The sequence below is a fragment of the Oceanobacillus locisalsi genome, assembly GCF_042675985.1.
Classification (GTDB): Bacteria; Bacillota; Bacilli; order Bacillales; family Amphibacillaceae; genus Oceanobacillus; species Oceanobacillus locisalsi.
This window is the reverse complement of record NZ_JBHTKK010000032.1, coordinates 14102-35390: the sequence shown is the minus strand read 5'-3', so window position 1 is coordinate 35390 and position 21289 is coordinate 14102. Positions and strand designations below refer to the sequence as shown.

Annotated in this window: 25 protein-coding genes; 12 read left to right on the top strand and 13 right to left on the bottom strand. The window is 38.3% G+C overall.

What is annotated here, in order from left to right; translation table 11 throughout:
• Positions 1-10: 10 nt before the first annotated feature.
• Genes ACFQ19_RS18430 through ACFQ19_RS18420 form a run of 3 tightly spaced genes read right to left on the bottom strand, consistent with a single transcriptional unit; the run spans position 11 to position 2943 of the window.
• Positions 11-748, bottom strand: coding sequence for a hypothetical protein (locus ACFQ19_RS18430; protein ID WP_379594150.1), 738 nt, complete (start codon positions 746-748; stop codon positions 11-13).
• 15 nt (positions 749-763) lie between these two features.
• Complete coding sequence (locus tag ACFQ19_RS18425; RefSeq protein ID WP_379594149.1) at positions 764-1768, bottom strand: proline racemase family protein; 1005 nt, start codon at positions 1766-1768, stop codon at positions 764-766.
• Positions 1765-2943: an NAD(P)/FAD-dependent oxidoreductase gene (locus ACFQ19_RS18420; RefSeq protein WP_379594148.1), complete on the bottom strand. Its 1179-nt coding sequence runs from the start codon at positions 2941-2943 to the stop codon at positions 1765-1767. The genes ACFQ19_RS18425 and ACFQ19_RS18420 overlap by 4 nt, the downstream gene beginning before the upstream one ends.
• A gap of 141 nt (positions 2944-3084) precedes the next feature.
• Here ACFQ19_RS18420 and ACFQ19_RS18415 point away from each other — a divergent pair, with 141 nt between their 5' ends.
• From ACFQ19_RS18415 to ACFQ19_RS18400, 4 genes are read left to right on the top strand one after another with little or no spacing between them, the layout of a single operon-like run.
• Entirely contained in the window at positions 3085-4452 is a 1368-nt protein-coding gene (locus ACFQ19_RS18415; protein WP_379594147.1) for a sigma-54 interaction domain-containing protein, read from the top strand.
• Between the two features lie 52 nt (positions 4453-4504).
• The gene (locus ACFQ19_RS18410; protein ID WP_379594146.1) at positions 4505-4780 is read left to right on the top strand and encodes a (2Fe-2S)-binding protein; all 276 of its coding nucleotides are present in this window, start codon (positions 4505-4507) and stop codon (positions 4778-4780) included.
• Positions 4777-5115 carry a (2Fe-2S)-binding protein gene (locus ACFQ19_RS18405; protein ID WP_379594145.1) on the top strand — a complete coding sequence of 113 codons (339 nt, stop codon included), beginning with the start codon at positions 4777-4779 and terminating at the stop codon, positions 5113-5115. Before ACFQ19_RS18410 ends, ACFQ19_RS18405 begins: the two co-directional genes overlap by 4 nt.
• The gene (locus tag ACFQ19_RS18400) at positions 5102-6280 is read left to right on the top strand and encodes an NAD(P)/FAD-dependent oxidoreductase (RefSeq protein WP_379594144.1); all 1179 of its coding nucleotides are present in this window, start codon (positions 5102-5104) and stop codon (positions 6278-6280) included. The genes ACFQ19_RS18405 and ACFQ19_RS18400 overlap by 14 nt, the downstream gene beginning before the upstream one ends.
• A 36-nt stretch (positions 6281-6316) precedes the next feature.
• Here ACFQ19_RS18400 and ACFQ19_RS18395 read toward each other — a convergent pair whose 3' ends face one another.
• Positions 6317-6844 (bottom strand): helix-turn-helix domain-containing protein, encoded by a 528-nt coding sequence (locus ACFQ19_RS18395; RefSeq protein ID WP_379594142.1) that lies wholly within the window; start codon positions 6842-6844, stop codon positions 6317-6319.
• Positions 6845-6860: 16 nt separating this feature from the next.
• Positions 6861-8357, bottom strand: coding sequence for an aldehyde dehydrogenase family protein (locus tag ACFQ19_RS18390; RefSeq protein WP_379594141.1), 1497 nt, complete (start codon positions 8355-8357; stop codon positions 6861-6863).
• Positions 8358-8860: 503 nt separating this feature from the next.
• Here ACFQ19_RS18390 and ACFQ19_RS18385 point away from each other — a divergent pair.
• Complete coding sequence (locus ACFQ19_RS18385) at positions 8861-9550, top strand: Na-translocating system protein MpsC family protein (RefSeq protein WP_379594140.1); 690 nt, start codon at positions 8861-8863, stop codon at positions 9548-9550.
• A 226-nt stretch (positions 9551-9776) separates the two neighbouring features.
• On the top strand, positions 9777-10175 hold the full coding sequence (locus tag ACFQ19_RS18380; protein ID WP_379594138.1) for an anti-sigma regulatory factor: 399 nt from the start codon (positions 9777-9779) through the stop codon (positions 10173-10175).
• 264 nt (positions 10176-10439) lie between these two features.
• On the opposite strand, the gene ACFQ19_RS18375 is transcribed toward ACFQ19_RS18380, so the two are convergent.
• Both ACFQ19_RS18375 and ACFQ19_RS18370 read right to left on the bottom strand, forming a co-directional pair.
• Positions 10440-11078, bottom strand: coding sequence for an HD domain-containing protein (locus ACFQ19_RS18375; protein ID WP_379594156.1), 639 nt, complete (start codon positions 11076-11078; stop codon positions 10440-10442).
• 103 nt (positions 11079-11181) lie between these two features.
• The gene (locus ACFQ19_RS18370) at positions 11182-12105 is read right to left on the bottom strand and encodes a LysR family transcriptional regulator (protein WP_379594155.1); all 924 of its coding nucleotides are present in this window, start codon (positions 12103-12105) and stop codon (positions 11182-11184) included.
• A gap of 292 nt (positions 12106-12397) precedes the next feature.
• On the opposite strand from ACFQ19_RS18370, the gene ACFQ19_RS18365 reads away from it, so the two are divergent.
• Both ACFQ19_RS18365 and ACFQ19_RS18360 read left to right on the top strand, forming a co-directional pair.
• Positions 12398-13090 carry a helix-turn-helix transcriptional regulator gene (locus tag ACFQ19_RS18365; protein ID WP_379594136.1) on the top strand — a complete coding sequence of 231 codons (693 nt, stop codon included), beginning with the start codon at positions 12398-12400 and terminating at the stop codon, positions 13088-13090.
• Between the two features lie 93 nt (positions 13091-13183).
• Positions 13184-14092, top strand: a complete 909-nt coding sequence (locus ACFQ19_RS18360; RefSeq protein WP_379594135.1) for an EamA family transporter — start codon at positions 13184-13186, stop codon at positions 14090-14092.
• Positions 14093-14140: 48 nt separating this feature from the next.
• Here the strand turns inward: ACFQ19_RS18360 and ACFQ19_RS18355 are convergent, their stop codons facing one another.
• Both ACFQ19_RS18355 and ACFQ19_RS18350 read right to left on the bottom strand, forming a co-directional pair.
• On the bottom strand, positions 14141-14740 hold the full coding sequence (locus ACFQ19_RS18355; protein ID WP_379594133.1) for a class I SAM-dependent DNA methyltransferase: 600 nt from the start codon (positions 14738-14740) through the stop codon (positions 14141-14143).
• A 270-nt stretch (positions 14741-15010) separates the two neighbouring features.
• Complete coding sequence (locus tag ACFQ19_RS18350) at positions 15011-15478, bottom strand: nucleoside deaminase (protein ID WP_379594132.1); 468 nt, start codon at positions 15476-15478, stop codon at positions 15011-15013.
• A 225-nt stretch (positions 15479-15703) separates the two neighbouring features.
• Between ACFQ19_RS18350 and ACFQ19_RS18345 the strand changes: the two genes are divergently transcribed.
• Positions 15704-16372 carry an RluA family pseudouridine synthase gene (locus ACFQ19_RS18345; RefSeq protein WP_379594131.1) on the top strand — a complete coding sequence of 223 codons (669 nt, stop codon included), beginning with the start codon at positions 15704-15706 and terminating at the stop codon, positions 16370-16372.
• Positions 16373-16552: 180 nt separating this feature from the next.
• Entirely contained in the window at positions 16553-16768 is a 216-nt protein-coding gene (locus ACFQ19_RS18340; protein ID WP_379594130.1) for a YjzC family protein, read from the top strand.
• Positions 16769-17239: 471 nt separating this feature from the next.
• Here the strand turns inward: ACFQ19_RS18340 and ACFQ19_RS18335 are convergent, their stop codons facing one another.
• Positions 17240-17392 (bottom strand): hypothetical protein, encoded by a 153-nt coding sequence (locus ACFQ19_RS18335; protein WP_379594129.1) that lies wholly within the window; start codon positions 17390-17392, stop codon positions 17240-17242.
• 174 nt (positions 17393-17566) lie between these two features.
• Between ACFQ19_RS18335 and ACFQ19_RS18330 the strand changes: the two genes are divergently transcribed.
• Positions 17567-18055: a hypothetical protein gene (locus tag ACFQ19_RS18330; RefSeq protein WP_379594128.1), complete on the top strand. Its 489-nt coding sequence runs from the start codon at positions 17567-17569 to the stop codon at positions 18053-18055.
• A gap of 72 nt (positions 18056-18127) precedes the next feature.
• Positions 18128-18814: a Dph6-related ATP pyrophosphatase gene (locus ACFQ19_RS18325; protein WP_379594127.1), complete on the top strand. Its 687-nt coding sequence runs from the start codon at positions 18128-18130 to the stop codon at positions 18812-18814.
• A gap of 550 nt (positions 18815-19364) precedes the next feature.
• Here the strand turns inward: ACFQ19_RS18325 and ACFQ19_RS18320 are convergent.
• From ACFQ19_RS18320 to ACFQ19_RS18310, 3 genes are all read right to left on the bottom strand, one after another.
• Positions 19365-19715, bottom strand: coding sequence for a DUF2200 domain-containing protein (locus tag ACFQ19_RS18320; protein ID WP_379594126.1), 351 nt, complete (start codon positions 19713-19715; stop codon positions 19365-19367).
• 18 nt (positions 19716-19733) lie between these two features.
• Complete coding sequence (locus ACFQ19_RS18315) at positions 19734-20714, bottom strand: tRNA dihydrouridine synthase (protein ID WP_379594125.1); 981 nt, start codon at positions 20712-20714, stop codon at positions 19734-19736.
• Between the two features lie 183 nt (positions 20715-20897).
• Positions 20898-21197 (bottom strand): hypothetical protein, encoded by a 300-nt coding sequence (locus ACFQ19_RS18310; RefSeq protein ID WP_379594124.1) that lies wholly within the window; start codon positions 21195-21197, stop codon positions 20898-20900.
• Between the last annotated feature and the right edge of the window lie 92 nt (positions 21198-21289).

Below are 21289 nucleotides of genomic sequence, written 5' to 3'. Positions count from 1 at the left end.
TCCCCTTGTTTTATTTAATAACAAACCCTTGCGAATAAATATCAGTATGATCAATATAAAATTGTGAATTAGAAATTAAATAATAATGAAGCTGCATATCTTCTGCACGTATTTTTAATCCAGTAAAGAAAGTAATGATTTCCTGAGAAAATTGCTTTGCAAGTACAGCCATGACTTCGATAATTGGATATGCTAAAATATCTCCGTTTTTATTTGCAACTACTTGTTTTTCTCCCTGTTTAAGCACCAGATAATCACTGTCTCCATCTTTCTTAGAACGAATGTACTCTTTAATCGTTGTTATATTTTTTATTTCTAATTCTATATCCACTTCATCTACGCTTATTTTCTTGTCGTTGACCAGGTAGATATTCTGTTGTTTTGCTACTTCAGGTAATTTTTCTGTCGTCAGACAATCATGCCGGTATTCATAGATTTGGTCATTATATCTTACAGAATAGCTTTCCTTTTGATTTATTCTTCCTCGATCGACAAGTGATAAAATCAAGCTTTTTAGTAAAATATTTTCATTGTCAACGCTTTCATTTTCATGTAAATCTACCTCTAAAACATTGTCATTCCATTGAAAGATTAGTAAATGAACATATTTACTCCCTCTCGGTTCATTGCGCATTAATGCCCTATTTTCATAACCTTGTAATGCCGTTTCCAGCTCACTTTTCTCAATAATTCTTAATTGCTGTCCATTAATATGAATATCATAACTATTGATTACTTTTGAAATCATATATTCACTCCTTCCTTATATCTCTGGAATCAATAGATATCCTTGATTTAAGGGATCATCCGGATCGAAGTAAAGGTCATGCCTCCCCATTATCCATGCAGATCCTGTAATAGCAACTTTATTATAAGTTACACCGCCTTCCTGATTCGCATGAATGACCTGCGCTTTAAACCGGGAACCCGTAATACTTTCATGGAGAAAGCTTTCATTCAAATCCAGCTGGCCATCTTTATAAAGTGTCGATACTTTTGCACATGTCCCTGTACCGCACGGCGATCTATCAATACCTCCCGGTGGCACAATTACCGTGTTTTTGACAACATCACCTGGTTCATAGAATTCCATATGCGTCAGCTTATTAATAAATGGATACTCAGGATGCTTCACCTCATGCTGGCGATTAATTTGATCTCTGACCGCCATGGCCACGTCCACAATTTCTTCTGATCTTGATACATCAAGCGATAAACCTAAATCACCGGCTTTCATAATCCCATAAAAATTTCCGCCATATGCCACATCACATGGTACATTCTTGAAATCCTTGTAGTCGATATATAATTTCTTCAGATGAAAGGAATCTGTACTGATAAATGTTACTTCTTGTACTTTACCTTCTTCCACTTTGCAGCTGGCTTCCACCACACCTGCTGGCGTATCCAGGACTACCGAAGTATAGGGCTCTTTGACTTCGACATAACCAAGCTCTACCAGTGCTGTACATGTGCCAATGGTGTCATGTCCGCACATTGGCAGATACCCGCCGGTCTCTATAAAAATTACACTAAAATCGGCTTCTTCTTTTAAAGGCGGCAGTAATATCGTGCCACTCATTACATCATGTCCCCTGGGCGGAAAAACCAGATACTTTCGAATGTAATCATGATTTTCCTTCATATCCAGCATTTTTTCTTGAATCGTCTCTCCTTTTAATTTAGGTATACCAGATAAAACAGTTCTTGTCGGGTTTCCCCCAGTGTGCGTATCCACAGTAACAAGCAGTTTTGAATTTATCTTCATATTGCCTCCCCCTGAAATCTATCCATACTTAGCAGACTAATGTCATCCTCGAGTGTATCTGTCACCATCTGAGCCATCCAATAACCTGTTACCGCAGACAATCCAATTCCATCTCCCTCATGACCGGCGGCTACATAATAATCAGGCACGGCGGTCTCTGAAATAATCGGCAAGTGATCCGGCGTCCACGGCCGGAGACCTGCATAACTACGAATAATATTCATATCCTTCATTTTCGGGAAAAATTCTATCGCTCTTTTGGCAATCAGTTGAACAACTTGATGATTGACGGTTGTATCAAAACCAATAAATTCCCGGCTGCTTCCTATCAGGAAATTTTGACTCTCTGTCGGTTCATGCACCAATGCAATCCCATAATCATTCATGATTTTATCGGCTTTTCTCTCTTTGCCAAACTTCGTCATCAAGTATCCAAACTCTTGAATTTTCCTTGTGCCCATCAATTCTGCGCGTGATGAAACCAGGATATGACCCTTTCTTGGTTTAATTGGTAAAGGTACACCGAGATGTTTACTCACTTCCGGTGCAAAAACACCAGCTGCATTAATTACTTTACTGGCCTTAAACACACGATCATGAGAATGTACTTTAAATCCTTTTGTTCTATGTTCCTCCATAAATGTTACGGGCGTTTTTTCGAAAAGCTCAAAATCATTCTTTTTCGCTGCGTGAATGAACGAAAAGGTTAACATGTATGGGTTTACCGTTGAATCATTTGTACATTCAATGCCGCCAACCAAATGATCAGCAAAATATTTGGAATCATTTTTTAAATCTTCTTTGGTTAATTTTTTAAAAAATTGATATTCGCCATTTGCTCTGTTGTGCTGATCTACCCAGTCATATGCCTGTTCCAATTCTTCTTCATTTGCACAAAGGAAAATACTTCCCGGATGCCTGAATTCAAATTTCATTTCTAATTCTTTTGATAAGCTTTTGATTAATGCCTGACTCTTTATCGCCATATTGCTGTCAAATCCCGGCTCTTTATCAATCAATAAAACATTGCCATCACATTTTGAGCTTGTACCAGAAGCAACTGTATCCCCTTCTAACATCCCTACTTTTAAACCTTTTTTAGAAGTAAAATAAGCAATGCTTGCACCGATAATACCTCCACCAATTATCAATACATCATAAGATGGCGTTGTCAAAATTGCTCCCTCCTTCCTTTATAAAATACTAAGAAAAAAACATGCCAACTTCATATATCGTAAAATCAATAAAATTTGAAATAATGTGTAAAGAAAAATATAATTATTATTATAAACTTAACACTAAAGGGGATTATACATATGTTAGAACATTCTATTATTGAAGAGCTAATAAATTTTTATAACCACTCTTTTACGATTATTGATAAACACGAAAAAGTCATTTACTGGAGCGACAGAGCTGCAGTAATATTTAACATGGAGAAAAGCGAGGTAATTGGAAAGGATATTAAAGAAATTTTCGCAGAGGACAAATTGGCGATTTTACAAACATTACGAAACAATGAAGTCATTGAGAAAAAGCAGCACATGGCTACGAAAAGTATTTATGTGAATCTTAAATCTGTTCCGATTCTCATTGAAGGCAAAGTTGAAGGTGCCATTGTTTCAGAAATTGATGTGACAGAGCAAAAACGCCAGGAGGAAGAAATTGAACAACTCAAAAATCAGGTAAGCTTCCTTACCGATAATGTCAAACAATTGAAGAATGAAGAACATTTTAAAAATATTATTTTTAAAAGCTCGATCATGGAAAATTTAAAAAATCAGATAAAACGAGCCGCAAAGACAAATGCCAATATTTTAATCACTGGAGAAACTGGTGTGGGCAAGGAACTATTTGCACAATCTATTCATAACAGCAGTGAAACTTCCGGTGAATTTATTCCTATTAACTGTGGTGCGATTCCGAAGCATTTATTTGAGGCAGAATTATTTGGTTACGAAAAAGGAGCTTTTACAGGAGCGAATAAAGAAGGAAATAAAGGCAAGCTCGAACTTGCCAAAGATGGCACACTTTTTCTTGATGAAATCGGGGATATGCCGTTGGATATGCAAGTAAAATTCCTGCGGGTATTACAAGAAAGAAAATACTTCCGATTAGGCGGTAAAAAAGAAGTTTCCACCCATTTCCGGTTGGTTTCAGCTACAAACAAATCAATTTCTGAGTTACTGAATTCTGATGATTTCCGCTCCGATTTGCTGTATCGGATTAATGTCCTTAACATCCACATACCTCCTTTAAGGGAACGGCCGGATGACATTGAATCCTTATTCTATTATTATCTTTATCACTTATCGAAGAAATACCAGACAGAGCTCCGTTATGCAGATCATTCACTTTTAAACAACCTAAGGAGCTATCACTGGCCTGGAAATGTTAGAGAATTAATCAATGTTGTCGAACGATTAGTTATTTTTTCTAATGAAGATCAATTAAATAATAATACCTTTGACCAGTATTTGGTGGAAGTAGGGCAGTCAGATAAGACTCTGTCTGTACCAAATCTATCAGAAAATCTAAATCTGAAAGACTATATTCATAAGGTGGAAGCAGAATATATTAAATATATCGTCGATCAAAATGATCATAACATTGAAAAATCCAGTCATGATCTCGGTATCAGCAGACCTACATTATATTCAAAAATGCGTAAATTCCAATTTTAAATTGGCACACTTTTTTCTTGTTTATAAATAAATATCCTTTGAGGTGATTCGAATGAAAAAACAAGATGATTTTATAGTATGTCGATGTGAAAATATATATTATTCCGAAATGCTGGAAATATTAGAGAAAGGAGCAGCAAACTCGAGAGAATTAAAACTAAAATCCCGAGCTGGAATGGGCTTTTGCAACTCCAGAACATGCGGACATTTTTTAGACCAGCTGACGCAAGATAAAAATACAAAGACTCCTTCTTATATCAACCTGAAATCCCAGTCTCCTATTCGGACCGTTTCGTTTGAGGAAATTTCAGGGGGTGTGGAATCGTGACAGAAAGAATTACAGATCATAAAATTTTAGGAAACAAAGAGCAGACACTCATCCCTTTTCAATGGAACGGTCAAACGTATTATGGAGCTGAAGGGGAAAGTATCACAGCAGCGCTTCTCGCTAATAATATCAGAACGCTCAGATACCATGAAAAAGATGGCAAACCACGGGGGCTATACTGTAACATTGGACACTGCTCCGAATGCAGGGTCATTGTGGAAGGAAAACGTAATCAACGGGCGTGCCTTACTCCAATTCATAAAGATATGGTGATTGAACAGCAGAAAGAATTGCCTCACTTGGTCAAAGGAGGACATTCCCATGAATCACTTTGATACTATTATTATCGGTGCAGGTCCTGCTGGATTAACAGCTGCCCAAGTCCTGCAAGAAAAGCAAAATGTACTCCTTATCGATGAGTATTATCATTATGGCGGCAGATTGCTTGGGCAGCTATATGAGGAAACAAAAGGAGAATGGTGGAATGGAATGGAAGTTGCCCGGAAACTTTACAATGAAGTCTCTGAAAAGGTGAACTTTAAGCTTGGAACATCAGTGTATAATGTAGAATATAATAATCAAGGGTTCGATATCTACACAACGTCCGGCCTTTTCCGATCAGAACACCTGATTGTTGCGACCGGCGGAAAAGAAAAATCGACTCCGCTTCCAGGCTGGGATTTGCCAGGAGTAATGACGGTTGGTGCTGCTCAGGTGCTGACAAACTTCCAACGTGTGAAACCGGGAAATAAGGGAGTTATTATCGGTATTAATCCATTGTCCATGGTCATCGCGCTAGAGCTCGGTTACGCATATGTTGATGTTGCTAAAATTTGTCTTCCTCCAGTTAATCTAATCAACCAAGCAACACCAAAGGAAGCATTGGAAACGCTGATATCTTTAGGAAATTCTGCTCCATCTAAATTCTTTTCAACAGGTTCAAAAATAGCTGGAAAAGTGACTCCATTCCAGCAGCTGGCATTACAATTTTTTCCTAAAAAAGGAGTCCGTGCGCTTGGATTACCTATCTCCATCAAAGAAAGGGTAATAAGAATAAACGGGCAGCATGAAGTTGAATCCGTGACTATTCAAAAAACGAATGCACGGGGGGAACTTATAGAGGGAACAGAAAAAGAAATAGCATGTGATTTTGTATGCATCTCTGACGGTTTATCTCCAGTCAATGAAGTAACATCCCTATTGAATCTGAAACATATTTATATCGAATCACTAGGCGGGTATGTCCCACTGCATAACGAAACGATGGAAACAGAAATAGAGAATCTGTATGTTGCTGGTAATATCACTGGCATAGAGAATGCTAAAATTGCCATGCTGCAGGGAAAAATGGCTGCAAATCAGATTATAAAAGACACTATTTCATCTAAAAAAACATTGGAAGCCATAACATACGAAAGGCAACATGCAAAAGTAACCTTTCATAAAGATTTGCACCAAGGGAGAAAAAACTTACAGCGCATGTGGAAACAATATGTTTAAAAAACGCTCTTCTCAAAATTTGAGAAGAGCGTTTTTTCATTTTGTGGATGAGACGAGAAGCAGCCTTGTCGTCTCATCGGTTGCATTGTACCAATGGTGCGCCATACTTGAGTCTATATGGATGGACTCATTGCTATACAGTGTTTCTTGGACACCTTCAATTTCAACTTCTAATTGACCGGATAAGACATATACAAACTCCTGTCCACTATGTGTATAAGGAATTTGTTGATACTCCCCTGCCTCTAAGTCAATCCGTGCAGGGATAAAATCCGGATGTTCCATTTTTCCAACTAGGCTTTTATAGGAAAAGTTACCAGTATTTTTATACGATGTTTTCTCTTTTTTTACAAAGCTGGAATCTCCATTATCGAAGAAGAAATTCACATTAACATCTAATGCTTCACAGATTTTTTTAAGTGATGTAAATGTAAGTGTCCGCAGTCCCCTTTCTATCTGGGATAAAAAGCTCACAGACAGACCACTTCGATCACTCAATTGTTGTAAGGTCAGCTGCCTGCTCTTACGTACTTTTTTTAGTTCGCTGCCTAATAACTCATCCATCCACGTCACCTCTTAGTTATGATTGCTTCATATTAACAAAGATACTTTTCACTTCTACATAGTTGGAGATGCCGTAATCTCCACCCATCTCTCTGCCTATACCGGAATGTTTGTAACCGCCAAACGGCATTGTTTCCAATTCAAGACCAAAATCATTCACCCAGACAGTTCCTGATTCTAACTTAGAAGCAATATAGTGTCCTTTTTTAATATTTTCCGTCCATACACTTGCAGCTAAACCATACTCACTATCATTAGCCCGCTGAATCACTTCTTCCACTTCATCGAAGACAAACACCGACATAACAGGACCAAATATTTCTTCTCTTGCAATCGTCATATGGTCTTCTACGTCCGCAAAGATAGTCGGTTCTACAAAATATCCTTGATCCCCTGTACGCTTACCGCCAGTAATAAGCCGCGCACCTTCTTCCTTTCCTTTTTCAATATACCCTAAAACAGTATTCATTTGTTTTTCAGATACAAGCGGCCCCATATCCGTAGCATTGTCTAGCCCAGGGCCAACGACCGTTTCTTCAGCTTTTTTCTTGAGCTTATCCAGTACTTCATTATATAAACTTCGATGCACAAAAATACGGGTAGTTGCACTACAATTTTGACCATGATTATACATCGTACCATCAAAAATACCATCTAATGTTGTTTCTAAATCAGCATCTTCTAAGACAATAGCTGGAGATTTCCCTCCAAGTTCTAAGGTGACCGCCTTCACATCATCTGCTGCTTTTCTCATAATTTCCTTACCAGTTTCTGTGGAGCCTGTAAACGCAACTTTGTTCACTTGGGGATGTGTTACCAAAGCATTTCCAACCACACTTCCTGGCCCAGAAACAATATTGACTACACCATCTGGAAAACCAGCTTCTTTAAATAACTTCGCTGCATATAAAATGGATAACGGTGTATCTTCTGCAGGCTTTAAAACAACCGTACATCCTGCTGCAAGTGCTGATCCCAGCTTCCAGGCAGCCATAAGCAGTGGATAGTTCCATGGAATAATCTGCCCTACTACACCAATAGGCTCGTGAACCGTATACGTAGCATAATCCGGCGAAACATTTGTTGTCTTACCAAAGATTTTGGTTGCCCAGCCCGCATAATATCTAAAATGCTCAATCGTTCCCTCTACATCATCTTCCAAAGCTTGCTGATAAGGTTTTCCGTTATCAAGCGCCTCCAATTGAGCAAGCTCTTCTCTATGCTCTTCTAATAAGTCTCCAAATTTATAAATTATACGGGAACGCTCAGCAGCCTCTATCTTGGTCCATTGCCCTTCATCGAAAGCTTTACAAGCTGCTTGAACAGCCAAATCAATATCGGATTCATCTGCTTGGCTTACTTTTGCAATCACTTCTTCCGTTGCCGGGTTTAAAACGTCAAATGTTTGACCGCTCTGTGCTGTAACGTATTGACCATTAATATAGAACCCATTCACCTCTTCTAAAAACGCTTTCACTTTTGGCTTCAACGTATCTAACGTATCTAGTGACATACACAAACATCTCCCTTAATATAGATTTATTTAACCTCGAAATATAGCAATCTCCAGATTAAATATTCTGTTAATTAACAGGATAATCTATGAATATGTAAAAAGCAATCATTTTTTCACTGAGGGTGAAAAAATGATATAGTCAAAGAAGAAATTGTAAAAAGGAACGTTATATTGTTTTTAGCCATCTTTCTTTAATTAAATTAAGCTCTATATAGAAGCTATTTCTTTCATGGTTATTTTCTACGATTTTTGGATAGCAAAAGTACAAGAAAATCCCTCAATTTAGATTATTATAAAAGTTTTCAAAGCCTTTTTATTAAAATGATTTTCCAACACATAAAATAAATGATATAGTTGTGAGAGGGATTGTAAAATAACGTACGGTCCTTAAAATGTTTTTTTCAAACTTAGCAAATCAAATGAATAGAAATAGAAGCACAACTCTTATTATTACAACGAATTTAAATATAAATTTTATGACACTCAAAAGGAGAAACCAAGTGGAAAAAACAGTAGAATCCGGAATATCCAGTGCAATCGGCAAACTTTTTCGAGATAATTTTGGAAAGGGTCCTGAAGCCATTTTCGTCTCTATAGCGAAACCATATGTTACAATCTATCTAAGAAATTTCTTAGCTCCGATGGAAAAAGTTTTGCTGAAGCAGGAAAATGAATTAAAATTTCAGGAAACCCGCGATTTATTAATGAAAGAACTAACTCCGGAGATACAATCTATTATCTCCTCGCAATTAGGTGTTAAAGTAGACAAGATCTACTATGACTGGTCGGTAGAAAACAGAAGCGGCATTCTCTTTACGGAACTGGACTCCAATCAGGATGAAACAACGGAGGACTACCTTCATTATGCAGCCAAAGATCAAGTACATGAAGAGATACAACGTTTTACTCAAAAAGCACAAAAGTCTCCGCAGCAGCTGACGTCATATATGCTTAATTCCCGGACACTGATATCCAGACGTGAGGATATACTTGTTCTAATTGAACAAGAGCTTATTCAATCTGGCTTTGAAAACCAGCTTAGACTGTCGAAAAGAAAGTTGGAAAAGAGTCTCATTGATAAAAAATTCTTAGAATCTGTACTTCATCAAGAAATACAAGATTTATTTGTTGACTGGGATTTTATTAACGATACAGGATTTGTTATCTTCATATTAAAAGAAAAAAAATAACATGGTGGAAATGCCTGGACAATAGCGCTAAGGCATGAGCCGAAAAGGATCTTCTTTCCTTTTCGGCTTTTTTATTTTAAAAAGCCGATAAATAAATAATGATGTGAACAGAAAACAGTTTTATTTGGTATGTTGATTGATTAGATATCCATCTCCAGAAGTTTTCAACTGTGCAGAATCTGAAGCAAGCATCTTTAAAAATAATCAGAAACTGGAGGAATCGACTATGAATACTCAATCATATGTGAACATCGATAAGGAATTGGATATCGTTCATGCTAGGCAGGTTGGCCGGGATATAGCAAGGGAAGTTGGCTTTGGAACGGTTGATCAGGCACGTATCACCACCGCAATATCCGAATTGGCCCGTAACATTTACCTATATGCAGAAACAGGGATGATTACTTTTGAAGTCACTAAGACGTTTGGTCATAAGGGAATAATTATGACTGCTACTGACTCAGGGCCCGGAATAAACGATATCAGATTAGTATTAGAGGATGGTTATACCACTTCAGGAGGGCTGGGAGCAGGCCTTCCCGGAGTGAAGCGTCTGATGGATGAATTTGATATTCAATCAGACAGCGGAGAAGGGACAACAGTTAAGATAGCTAAATGGATTTGATTTTAACTGTGTACCCTTAAGTTTTTTATACTGCATGTTATATGCAGTAAGGTTTGAGGAATTTTTAATCATCTTATATCCATTCACATCATAGCTATCTTCTGCTGTTGAATATAACCAGTTTTTAAGTTCCAAATCCATGCCTCCTAATTCAAATAATGTTATTTCTCATACAAAAGCATCCCTTTAGAATCAACGAATCTAAAGAGATGCCAGACGTGTTACATGTATTTACAAACCTTCACACTCTGCTATTTTCACCGTTTATTCCGACCACGGCGAGTGTAAAATACAGCTGCAAAAATTTTTATTCCGATATTCTGGTCTGAAATGCTGGACAATATCTTCCTTCATATTGCCGAAAGTTGTTTCCGGCTTATGCTTAAAACCTTCATAAAAAGCTGGAATAATTTCTTCTTTAAAATTATTACGCGGAAAAGCTTTGACAACTTCTTCACGCAAATCTGCCGGAAATTCTTCAAATCCATCTCCCATGACATCTAAACCAACACCATGGAAAAGGAGCGCTACTTCCGATTCTTTATGTTCTGCAACTCCAGGTGTTGTATGTAATGCAATTGCATCCCACACAAGCTGAATCGATTCATCCGGAATTTGATACTGCTGTAAAAAGCTTCTCGCCGCATTGGCACCGTCTACTTCAAAGCGTAAATCTGGACTGCTGTATGCTTTCGTTAAACCTAAATCATGGAATAATGCACTGACATACAGCAACTCTAAATCATAATTCAACTTTGCTTGTTTACCATTGACTGCTCCAAAGAAGAATACACGATTGCAGTGGTTCCACAGCAAATCATTTCCATAATCTCGCAGAATGTCTGCTGCGTCCTTTGCCAATTTCGTATCTGGAACTTTGATACCTGCAACTTCTTGAATCATCATTTAAACTCCCCTTTACCATTTATTTTCACCTTAACCTTATTGTAAAAGGGGTCTTTCCATAAAACAATACAATCATTTCTATGATAATAATAGAAAAAATCTATGATAAAGCATTTTGTAACAAAGCGATTTCTTTCTCCTCTATATGGAAACGCAGTCTTTCGATTTCCTGTATCAATAACTTTAAATACTTACGTGCAGAGTGATTCACGAAGCAATTCTTTTTCATTGCTAAATATACATTTCTTGTCAAAGCAGGCTTTTCAATATGCTGGAAAAACAAATCTTCTGTATCATAAAATTCATATAACGTACGTGATACAACACTATGGCCAACCCCATTGCGCACAAGATTCAAGATAGCTTCAATGCTGGAAGTTTCGACGATAGGAACCAACTGCCTTCCCATTTCTGAGCTCGTTTTATCAAGTATTTTTCTGCATTGATGTCTATCGGGAAATAAAATAATCGGATTATCAAAAATCGTTTCAAATGGAACCTTCTTTCTCCTATCATTCTGACTGCTGATTAAGTAAAATGCTTCTTCATACAGCTTTGTTACTTGTAATCTATCTAGCTGATCAAAATGAAAACCTATTCCAAAATCCGCTTGATTTTCCAAAACAGCTTGCTCTACCTCATCTGTTGTTTGAATAATCACCTTCATATTCGGATACAAGCGGTTAAAATGAATACATAAGGTAGATACCAGATCTGTTATTTCCCCTGGCAGTACAGCGATTTTCAATTCCCCTATCTCTGCTTTGGTAAATGCAGTAATTTGAGAGGTCATGCTTTGCAGTGAGCCTTGAACATTTAATGCTTCCTGCTGTACAATTTCTCCTACCTTTGTAAGTTCAATTTTCTTGCCGACACGGTTGAAAAGCGGGTAGCCAACTTCTTGTTCAAGTATTTTTATTTGATGACTTAATGTGGGTTGTGAGATTCCTAATTCTTCAGCGGCTTTTGTAAAATGTAGCTCTTTACTGACCATTAAAAAATATTCTAAGTGTCTTAATTCGATAATATTTCATTCCTTCCTCTTAAAGTAAAACTTTATTCAGCAGGGGATCCCCTCATAAATATTAAAAAAACAAAAGCTAATTTTGTGACATTGCGGGTCTGGGACTGTGCACACTCGCCAATCGAAACTCATTTTAATATACTCCTATCATATATTAAATGCTTCAAGTTATCCAAACTCCGTCAATAAAAATACAACAACCCAGTAAAGTTTATTTTCCGGCGAATGTATTTACCTCATCGTAAATGAATGGTAAGATATTCTAAATTTAACTTTGAAGGGGGAAGAAAAAATGGAAACAAATAACCACATTGTCTGTGAAAGAAGAACTTATTCTAAAGAATTCCATTCACACGAGCATGCATTTGGACAATTTCTTTTCCCGCTGCAAGGTTCTCTGGATATCCAAACACAACAGCAAGAGCTTCATCTCGAACCAGATTATGGTTTTTATCTTCCCCCAAATTTCCATCATCAATATCGTTCTATAGACAGAAACGAATTTCTAATATTAGATATACCGCTTCATTATCTGCCATACGATACAGAAAGCATGCACATTCCATTGGATAAGCAATGGAATGCTATCCGTTATTTATTATTGGAGGGAGCTGATCAGGAGAATGATTTGTCTTCTTTAACTGACTTAACCCGCTACGTGACCAAAAAACTCCAGACGTCCAACCCTCCTTCTATGGATTATATTCACAATCATTTCAAGGAGCCGATTCGGTTGGAAACACTGGCAAATATCGAGCATTACCACCCAGTCTATTATTCGGAATGGTTTAAGAAACGAACGGGCAAAAGTCCGCAAACATATATTTTAGAACTGCGTTTACAAGAGGCTGCGCGCTTATTACTTTCAACCGGATGGTCTATATCCCGGATTAGTGAGGAATTGGGTTTCGAAAATGGATCCTCCTTTACAAGGTGGTTCGCCCGGCATAAGGGAATGACACCTACAAAATATAGATACCTTTAAAATGGATAACAGAAATATTAAATCTGGTATAGCAAAAAGAGCAATCATTTTCTATGATGAATGTACAATTCTTTTTATTTCGGGGTGAACGACATGCAAGGAAAACTTTCTGCCTTTCTTATCCTGCTTGCTGCTGTCCTTTGGGGAACAACTGGTACAACGCAGGCTTTTGCACCAGAAAATGCACATCCCATTGCGATTGGAACGATCCGCTTAGCAGTAGGTGGTCTCTTTTTATTATCCCTCGTTCTCTTATTTGGCAAATTGGATTTGAAAAATTGGCCTCTGAAAGCTACCATTTTGGCTGCTTTAAGCATGGCCTTATATCAGCCATTATTTTTCTCTGCTGTCACCGTAACTGGTGTAGCTATTGGAACAGTCGTCGCCATTGGCAGCGCGCCCATTTTATCAGGACTCTTGGAATGGCTGTTCTTCCAAGCCCGTCCGACTAAAATTTGGTGGGTCTCTACTTTTCTTTCCATTTCCGGCTGTCTCCTGTTGTTTATGAACAGAGAATCAGCCTACGTCGATCCAGTCGGTGTTGTGATGGCATTAGGGGCAGGACTTTCTTTTGCCAGTTATACCCTTGCAAGCAGAGATATGGTGCAAAAATTCTCTTCCTTAAACGTGGTTGCCATTATTTTTACACTCAGCGCCATTTTCTTAGCCCCTTTCCTATTTATCTTTGATATGTCATGGGTCGCGAATTTGCAAGGGATTGGTGTAAGTATTCAACTAGGCGTTGTAGCGACAGGAATAGCCTACTTTCTTTTTGCTAAAGGGCTGGCGAAAGTCACGTCCTCGACGGCAGTAACGCTTGCTTTAGCAGAGCCTTTAACAGCCGCATTATTAGGAGTGTTTCTGCTAGGGGAAAGCTTAAACATGACTGCGTGGCTTGGTATCGGGCTTTTAATTACAGGCATTGCGATATTAATCGGGTCGTCCAGAGCAGCTAATCGGAAGGAGCAAGCTGCGATGACAGCTTCTTCCCAAGCAAAATGATTTAAAATAGTTAAAGGGCAAAGGAAATACAATCCCTTGCCCTTTTCGTCATTTCGTACTTGCAGCTATAAATAAGGAGGCGTCCTGCTTCATAAAGATATTGCTTCCATGATGGAAAGTATGCATATTCACATTCCGAAAACCGGTATGATGCAATGCTCGCTGTATTTCTGCTTCCGTAAAACCATTATGGACTTTCGGATGTTGCACCTTTTCATTTTTATCAAAATCTACAATGATAAGCTGACCGCCTGCATTCAGCGGTTCATTTAACCTTTGCAGAAGCGGTTCAATGTCTGGAACATGCAGTAAAACTAGCGATAAGACGATAACATCTGCTTTTATATCCAAACTGGTATCTTCCGCTAAATTGAACGCCATCGCTTCGAAGTGTTGTAATTGCTGCTGCTCTATTTTGCTTTGAGCAACTTGAACCATTTCTGGAGAGGAATCAACCAGCCATCCCTTTTCAAAATGATCAGCCAGCTGAAAGGTCACCAAGCCAGTTCCACCGCCATAATCGAGCAGCGAATGATACTGTTTCCCTGCCACATTCTTTTTTATCTCATCGGCAATGATATTTGCCAGCTCTTGTCGTTCTTCTGTATCATATTTGTTTGCCATTTGATTAAATACATTCTCTTCCATCGCTTATATCCTCCTGCACATATACTATTTGTTTTGTCACTTAGCATTGCCTGGTTTATCAATATACCATAATTCCAAGTACAGACAAGAAATAAGCAAACGTTTCTAACTTTCAAAAGCAAGTACCCATACAGATATGTTTGACTGAGTCTTTCATTACATCATTCAAACAAACGATTGATTGATGTAAAGGAAAGCTTTATCACGGAGTACTACCTGTAAAAACTCCCGCTGAATGATGTTTCTTTTTATAAAATGTTTATACGCATGCTAATAAGTTGTTTTATCATTCATGTCTTTCCACATTTGAAAAGGCATATCGTATTGTTCCGGCCGAATTTGTTTCATTTTTATATCGCGTTCTTCCACCGGAAGTGCAATTTGGTCATAAATAAATTGATCATCAAACCCTGCTTCTGCAGCTTCTGTTTTAGAAGCAGCATAGTAAACTGCTTTTGGTCTGGCCCAAAAAATGGCACCAATACACATCGGGCATGGTTCACAGCTGGTGTACATGTCACAATCAGTTAATTGAAAACTATCTAATGTCCGACATGCTTCCCGTATCGCCTGTACCTCTGCATGAGCTGTAGGATCGTTCATCGTTGTGACCTGATTGCTCCCAGTACCGATAATGTTTCCATCTTTTACAACAATCGCTCCAAATGGACCACCGCCAGTAACTGCACTGTTTTGCGCAATTTCCACTGCCTGTTCCATCCGTTTCTCATCTTCCATTCTAATACCTCCATCTCATTCCAAATTAATCATGAAAATTAGCTCAATATGATAACATATGTACGTTTTGATGTTGGAATATCTATTACCGATAAGGCAAATATCAGCTTATAACATGTCATTGTCATAGGGCAGCTTTTGCTAATTATATCATTCCCTATCTCTTGATTAAAAAAACTGCTGTGTTATTATTGCTTCAGTATTGAAATAAAGGAGTTATAACCCATGAATGTTCCCATTCTTTACGAGGACAACCATTTACTTTTCGTGGAAAAACCTGTCAACATGCCTGTACAGGAGGACCAGTCAAAAGACCAAGATTTGCTGAATTACTTGAAAGAAGATATAAAAGTACGCTATCAGAAACCAGGCAATGTTTATTTGGCGCTGGTTCACCGCTTAGATCGCCCTGTCGGAGGCGTGATGGTGTTTTCGAAGACATCGAAGGCCGCATCCCGCCTCTCAGATGCCATTCGCAGACAAGCGGTCGAAAAGAAGTATTTGGCCGTCGTACGAGGTGTGCCTGATAAAAAGCAAGCCTTGCTAGAAGATTATTTAGTCAAAGACAAACAGGAAAACAAAGTCTACACAACACATTCAAATACTAAAAATGCCAAAAAGGCGAAACTAGAATATGAAGTGATTGGAAGTAACAATCATTTAAGTTTGCTCTCCATTAAACTGCATACTGGCAGACCCCATCAAATTCGTGTACAATTCGCTTCCCGCAATTTGCCGCTTTACGGAGATCAAAAGTATGGAGAAAAAGTAAACCAGCCCGGCGAACAGATTGCATTATGGTCCGAAATGCTAGCAGTGGAACACCCCATCAAGAAAGAGGAGATTAAAATAAAATCACAACCACCAAATATATTTCCATGGAACCTGTGGTGAAATTTGAGATCAGGAATGGATTTCGCCTGTATTGGAATTAATTTTTCCGTTTCTCGTTCCATAAAACCGGGCCTGACAGTGGGATAATAGAAAAAGTGCATCCTTTATGATGATTTTCACTTATAGATTCGTTCATTATACCTCATAATAAGCAGGAAATATCCTAAGGAGGTATATGTGATGGGTGAAATCAGCCAATTCAAAGGTGGAGAGAAGGCTCCCAATAACGGGGTCTATATTGAAGTTGGGGAAACAGGGAGCAACGTAGAAGATCCTCAGCAGATTTCAATGCAAGCTGGGGAAAAGTTTCCAGAAACAAAGAACAATGACCGTGTTTGGAAAAACAAACGCAGCCAATCCCACCCAAGCCCGCGAAATAGCAGAAGTACGAATTAATGCAAAGAAGCAAAGAAATTCTGAATCAGAATTTCTTTGCTTCTTTATATAAATCCCCTCTACATTCTTGCCTGACAGTGTACATACAAAATACTGCTAAAAGTGCGTGTTCAAAAAGTTCGATAAAAAGGACCAAAAGTTCAAGGCGACGTGTTTTTTACGAACGGAGTGTATGCTTCTAAATACGTGCGTATCGAAAAAAACACGTCAACGCTGAAATTCGCAGTGTCATTTTTGTTGGACTTTTTAAACATCCTTTAAAATAAAATAAAACTGCATGGAGCAGGTGTTTTACGACACACAGCTCTATCGATGGGGCGAGTAAGCGGCGCAGCAGCCCCAGACTCAGCCTCAAGGTATACTAAAGCAGACGTAGCGAACTTAATCTCGCTGTTTCCTTTCCCTCACTCTATGATAACTGAACTTTATGTGTATTTATTTCCATATAAACATCCTCTTTAAGATTTATGGCTACACATCCTCCCCTTCCGATTCCTTTCCAAATTTCTGAAATACCGCTTCTCCAACCAGACCCAGACCTATCCCTATCATCGCTCCTGCTGCAACATTTCCTGTAAATAAACCAATACCAATTCCCAAACACATTAAACCGCCAACAATCATGTTACCCCTCCCCTATTTCATCATGATGATGTATTTGTACCATGATTTGAACCAGACTCCGTTATCATTTAATACATATTTAATAAATGGTTTAGACTTCTTTAATCTCTTCCTCTTATGATATGAACTGCAAGCGAAAAAATTGTTATATAAAAATAGAAAGGAGTTCCTTGGATGTCTATTCAAAAAATAAATGATTACTTAGGTATATCCATATTTACGTTAATATTGCTTTCTCTGTTAGGTGTCCCTCGTGTCATTGCCCATGATTTATCTATTGTTGAAGAAGGCAGTCTGGCAAACAGGATATTGGTCTTTGCACCAATCGTGATATGGATTATGTTTATCGTTTTAAAAAAGGTGCAAAAGCCTTTTTTATCTTTATTACTCATCGGTTTTTTCTACGGGATATTCTTAGCAATTGTTCATCAGCTTTTTTGGAACATCGCTTTAGATACACCTATTCAATTAGGCGGCAACTTAAGTAATCTGCCACAAGTTGCGGTAAATATTATTGCGCGTATATTTGCATTCTTCAGCAGCATAACAACTGGTATCGTTCTAGGTGTAATAACAGGGGCAGCAAGCTCCCTCTTACGCTTTGTAAGGAAAAGTTTTACAGCAAAATCAGCAGAAATGAAAGATAAAAATCATCAAATATAATCATTCTTCGTCGTGGTAAAATGAAAGGAGCAGGGTTCCGAAAATCATGCATATAAAGGAGGAAGGATAAAAATGACAGAGTCAACAAACTGGAAGAATAATGCTCAGGGTCGTCCATTTATTGCTTCTTTCAGCGGCGGGAAAGATGGTTCTTTAGCGCTTTATCAATCAATGAAAGTTGGAAAAGCAATTGGGCTGATTGTCATGATGGAGGAAGAAGGAAAACGTTCCAGGTCTCATAACATGCCTCCAGAAATTATACATGCTCAAGCTGACTCCATCGGATTGCCCGTTTATACTGCTGCTGCCAGCTGGGAAGATTATGAAACAGCGTTTATAGATCTGTTAGTAAAGGCAAAAAACAAGGGGGCAGAAGTGTTGGTAACCGGCGACTTGGATATGCCTGCCCATGGCTGCTGGCACGAAGAAGTTACCAAAAAAGCTGGATTAAAGCTGGGAATGCCTCTATGGGAAATAGATCACGGACAAGTCGTCAAAGAATTCATTGATTTAGGGTTTGCAGCGACGGTTGTAACGGTTAATCTATCTCTTGGCATGCGGGAAGAAGATTTAGGACGAACATTAGACCATGAATACATACAGGAGCTTGAAAAACGTGGGATTGACCCTTGTGGAGAAAGTGGGGAATTCCATACTACTGTACTGGATGGTCCGATCTTTAAATACCCTATTTCTGTTCGTAAAGGGGAAATTCTAAAAGATGGAAATTATGCTTTTTTACCTTTGAAGTCAGGTTAGATAGTGATGTAAATTCCAAAATGGTAAATATCGGATCAAGCTTCCATACTGCCCCGTTATTTACCATTCTAATTCTGGTTCAGTTTCTATTACTTTTGGTGAAATGCTGGCGCTTTAAAAATGATAACCTTTTGCATACATCTTACCATCTCATACCATTCCTGCATCCTCCATAGGGATAACGTAAAATGTTGCTTTGCAATAAAACCTTTCATATCTACCCTTTAGGTAGCGTTTATGCTCCGTTTTCAAACATTCTTTAAATTTAAATCTGAATACAGCATCTAATCGATATATAACCCGGATTAACCACAAGTGCGTTTTTCTATGCCGTCATTACTACTATATCTATTTAAGTCTAAATTCAATTGTAAGCGCTGTCAATACTCTGTGTTGAACTATCATAAATATCACTGTTTTATTCATATGCAGTTCCATAAACAATTTGTATGACGCAACCTCTTACAAGTTTTTTCCATTGGCGGCATATCTCTCTCTAAACTAAAAGACACTGACCCTAAACAGAATCAATGTCTCTTAATCTTTAAGATTACTTCCTTAAAACCTTCTCCATCTTCTTCCCTTTCGCCAATTCATCAATCAGTTTATCCAAATAACGAATCTCTTGCATCAGCGGTTCTTCAATATCCTCTACACGCACACCGCAAATGACACCTTTGATCAGAGAGCGGGAATTGTTCATCTGTGGAGCTTCCGCAAAGAAGGACTGAAAGGTTACTTCATTTTCCATTTGTGCTTCCAGCTCTTCCTTACTGTATCCTGTCAGCCAAGTGATAATCTCATCGACTTCTTCTTTCGTACGCCCTTTCCTTTCTGCTTTATTTACATAATGCGGGTAAACACTTTCGAAAGTCATGGTATATATCCGATGTTCAGCCATCATATAATCTCCTTATTGTTATTGCGTTACTTCTTCTTCTGTTTCCAAATGAAACTTGTCCAGCAATTCCCGAACTTCATCTGTTGTTTCTGTACTCATCAATTGATGTCTTAATTCACTTGCGCCTCGAAATCCGCGAACATAAATTTTAAAGAATCGGCGTAAAGGTTTGAAAGCACGTGGCTCCTGCTCTGAATATTTATCATGTAAATCCAGCTGCAATCGTAACAGGTCCAGTAATTCCTGACTGCTGTGCTCCCGCGGCTCTTTTTCAAATGCAAATGGATTTGTAAAAATGCCGCGTCCGATCATCACACCATCTACACCAAACTCTTCAACCAGCTTTAAGCCTGTTTCCCGATCGGGGATATCTCCGTTGATAGTTAACAACGTATCCGGTGCAATCTCATCACGGAGTTTCTTAATTTCTCCAATTAGCTCCCAATGCGCATCCACTTTACTCATCTCTTTTCTTGTACGCAAATGAATGGAAAGATTTGCTATATCCTGTTGGAATACGTGTTTCAGCCATTCACGCCATTCATCTATATACGAATAACCAAGTCTCGTTTTCACACTGACAGGAATTCCGCCCGCTTTGGCGGCCTGAATAATTTCCGCTGCTACTTCCGGGCGTTGGATAAGTCCGCACCCCTTTCCTTTCGTAGCCACATTGGGTACAGGGCATCCCATATTAATGTCTACCCCTTTGAACCCCATTTCCGCCATACCGATACTCATTTCCCGAAAATTATCCGGCTTGTCTCCCCATATGTGTGCAACCATTGGCTGTTCATCCTCTGTAAAGGTCAAACGCCCGCGTACACTGTAAATTCCCTCAGGGTGACAATAGCTCTCCGTATTCGTAAACTCTGTAAAAAATACATCCGGGCGGCCTGCTTCCGCTACAACATGACGGAAAACAACATCTGTTACATCTTCCATCGGCGCCAATATAAAAAACGGTCGTGGTAAATCACGCCAAAAATTATTTGTCATTTTTCCATTTCAACCCTCTCATTTATGGATGGATAATTGCTTATATATTTATCCAATATGTTAAAGCAGTAATCGACGCTGCTTCTTTTTTATTTTGTCCATGATAATATTATCATAAGAGGGCTGCAAAATACAAAAAGACCCTTCTATCACCAGTAAAGCATTTGTAAATTCTTTCACCTTCTATATATCGCTATCTTCCACATTCTGGAAAGTATCGATTTCTTTAGAAAGTGCGTTTTTCATTTTCTGACCGCATTTTTCATCACAAACTGTAAACATACCATCTTGTCCATGTTTTTTCGCTTCCGAATCAACAGTTGTCACAATCATTGGTATACTTGTCCGTCGAGAAGATAAATAAACCTGGGTAATCTCTCCTTCCTTATCCTTGAAATCCACTCCTTCTGCAAACTTCACATTTATCGTGGTTAATGGCTGGTTTTCTCCTATTTTCTTCATACACCATGCACATCTAAACAAGGTGAATTCCTCCTTTTTATGAATACAAATTTTATCCTGCATCTTCTAACTTCATTTTGAATCACTTTAAAAAGATTTTCAAAAAAACACCC

Bases quoted from the DNA above. Each gene is read 5' to 3' on its own strand.
- ACFQ19_RS18325 (WP_379594127.1), top strand. From the start codon at position 18,128: ATGACAGAGTCAACAAACTGGAAGAATAATGCTCAGGGTCGTCCATTT.
- ACFQ19_RS18345 (WP_379594131.1), top strand. From the start codon at position 15,704: ATGAATGTTCCCATTCTTTACGAGGACAACCATTTACTTTTCGTGGAA.
- ACFQ19_RS18330 (WP_379594128.1), top strand. From the start codon at position 17,567: ATGTCTATTCAAAAAATAAATGATTACTTAGGTATATCCATATTTACG.
- ACFQ19_RS18400 (WP_379594144.1), top strand. From the start codon at position 5,102: ATGAATCACTTTGATACTATTATTATCGGTGCAGGTCCTGCTGGATTA.
- ACFQ19_RS18315 (WP_379594125.1), bottom strand. From the start codon at position 20,714: ATGACAAATAATTTTTGGCGTGATTTACCACGACCGTTTTTTATATTG.
- ACFQ19_RS18355 (WP_379594133.1), bottom strand. From the start codon at position 14,740: ATGGAAGAGAATGTATTTAATCAAATGGCAAACAAATATGATACAGAA.
- ACFQ19_RS18410 (WP_379594146.1), top strand. From the start codon at position 4,505: ATGAAAAAACAAGATGATTTTATAGTATGTCGATGTGAAAATATATAT.
- ACFQ19_RS18350 (WP_379594132.1), bottom strand. From the start codon at position 15,478: ATGGAAGATGAGAAACGGATGGAACAGGCAGTGGAAATTGCGCAAAAC.
- ACFQ19_RS18340 (WP_379594130.1), top strand. From the start codon at position 16,553: ATGGGTGAAATCAGCCAATTCAAAGGTGGAGAGAAGGCTCCCAATAAC.
- ACFQ19_RS18390 (WP_379594141.1), bottom strand. From the start codon at position 8,357: ATGTCACTAGATACGTTAGATACGTTGAAGCCAAAAGTGAAAGCGTTT.
- ACFQ19_RS18425 (WP_379594149.1), bottom strand. From the start codon at position 1,768: ATGAAGATAAATTCAAAACTGCTTGTTACTGTGGATACGCACACTGGG.
- ACFQ19_RS18365 (WP_379594136.1), top strand. From the start codon at position 12,398: ATGGAAACAAATAACCACATTGTCTGTGAAAGAAGAACTTATTCTAAA.
- ACFQ19_RS18335 (WP_379594129.1), bottom strand. From the start codon at position 17,392: ATGATTGTTGGCGGTTTAATGTGTTTGGGAATTGGTATTGGTTTATTT.
- ACFQ19_RS18320 (WP_379594126.1), bottom strand. From the start codon at position 19,715: ATGGCTGAACATCGGATATATACCATGACTTTCGAAAGTGTTTACCCG.
- ACFQ19_RS18430 (WP_379594150.1), bottom strand. From the start codon at position 748: ATGATTTCAAAAGTAATCAATAGTTATGATATTCATATTAATGGACAG.
- ACFQ19_RS18360 (WP_379594135.1), top strand. From the start codon at position 13,184: ATGCAAGGAAAACTTTCTGCCTTTCTTATCCTGCTTGCTGCTGTCCTT.
- ACFQ19_RS18375 (WP_379594156.1), bottom strand. From the start codon at position 11,078: ATGATTCAAGAAGTTGCAGGTATCAAAGTTCCAGATACGAAATTGGCA.
- ACFQ19_RS18395 (WP_379594142.1), bottom strand. From the start codon at position 6,844: ATGGATGAGTTATTAGGCAGCGAACTAAAAAAAGTACGTAAGAGCAGG.
- ACFQ19_RS18415 (WP_379594147.1), top strand. From the start codon at position 3,085: ATGTTAGAACATTCTATTATTGAAGAGCTAATAAATTTTTATAACCAC.
- ACFQ19_RS18380 (WP_379594138.1), top strand. From the start codon at position 9,777: ATGAATACTCAATCATATGTGAACATCGATAAGGAATTGGATATCGTT.